General features: G+C 60.4%; 1 protein-coding gene. It reads right to left on the bottom strand.

Annotated elements, in window-relative coordinates; genetic code table 11:
- Positions 1 to 407 (bottom strand): ribonucleotide reductase N-terminal alpha domain-containing protein (locus JHC57_RS22355; RefSeq protein WP_294032752.1); only part of this gene is annotated, 407 nt, incomplete at its 3' end.
- Positions 408 to 1,011: the final 604 nt, after the last annotated feature.

The raw sequence follows: 1,011 nt of genomic DNA, 5'->3' as shown, positions 1-1,011 counted from the left end.
TTCTCGTTCCAGGTGTCGACGATTCCCTCAAGGCTGTCGGGCACCGAATTCAGATAGCAGCTGATCGGCAGGCCCCGCCCCGTGCCGCCGTTCGACAACACCGGCGTCGACGGCATGAACCACAGCCGCGAAATATAATCATAAAGCCGCTGGGCGTGTGCCTGGTCGTCGGCATAGGCCGACGCGACGCGCACGAAGAGGTCCTGATAGGATTCGCCGGGCAGCAGATAGCGGTCCTTCAGCGTTTCCTTGCCGAAATCGGTGAGCAACGCGTCGCGCGAATGGTCGACCTCGACCGCATACAGCTGCGGATGCACGCCGCCCGAGGCCGAATCGTCCGCCTTCGGCGCAGCGGACGCCACCGTCGTCATGGCCTCTGCCATCAGCATTGCCGTGTCCGCGCTCATGTCCGTTCTGCCATCGGTATCCCTGAAATCCATCTCACCAATCCCCGTTCCGCCGATTCGAAATCGTCACACCCAAACCACGACTCGGGGCCACGCCCCGATCCTACACGCTTTCCGTCCGGGGTGCGAACAAAACGGGAATTGTCCCCGTTATCCACAGTGCGCACATCGCCCTTGCGGAATCGGGTTCCGCATGATGACATACAAGCTGTAGTATTGGCCCCCTGCCCCGAACCGCTAGCTATAGTGGCCGAACCAGTTTCAGACGCAAGAGGGTAAATATCGGGGTTACCACTCGCTTCGTCGCAGATTCGATTCGCTTCGTCGATGCAGCAGCGCAGCGACGCGGCGGACTTGCGACGTTTTTGTGACGCGCAAGGGAACGGGAGACGAACGAAAAAAGATTTCCCGGATCCGCCATTTGCATTCTTTGCATGTCAAAGCGCCAGCGTCACCCAGATCATACGGCTTCGGTGAGTTTTTCCGCCGTTGCGGACAAATCGAATCAGTTCCGGGCCGGAAAGGGGGGGCGCTGTTGCGGCTCCCCGGCTTTTCACACCCGCTGCACCGTTCTAGGGGCATCGCGACATTAGCGGGGCCCGGA

Origin of the sequence: Sphingopyxis sp. (assembly GCF_016463645.1) — a bacterium.
GTDB lineage: Bacteria > Pseudomonadota > Alphaproteobacteria > Sphingomonadales > Sphingomonadaceae > Sphingopyxis.
This window is presented reverse-complemented; position numbering and strand designations above follow the sequence as displayed.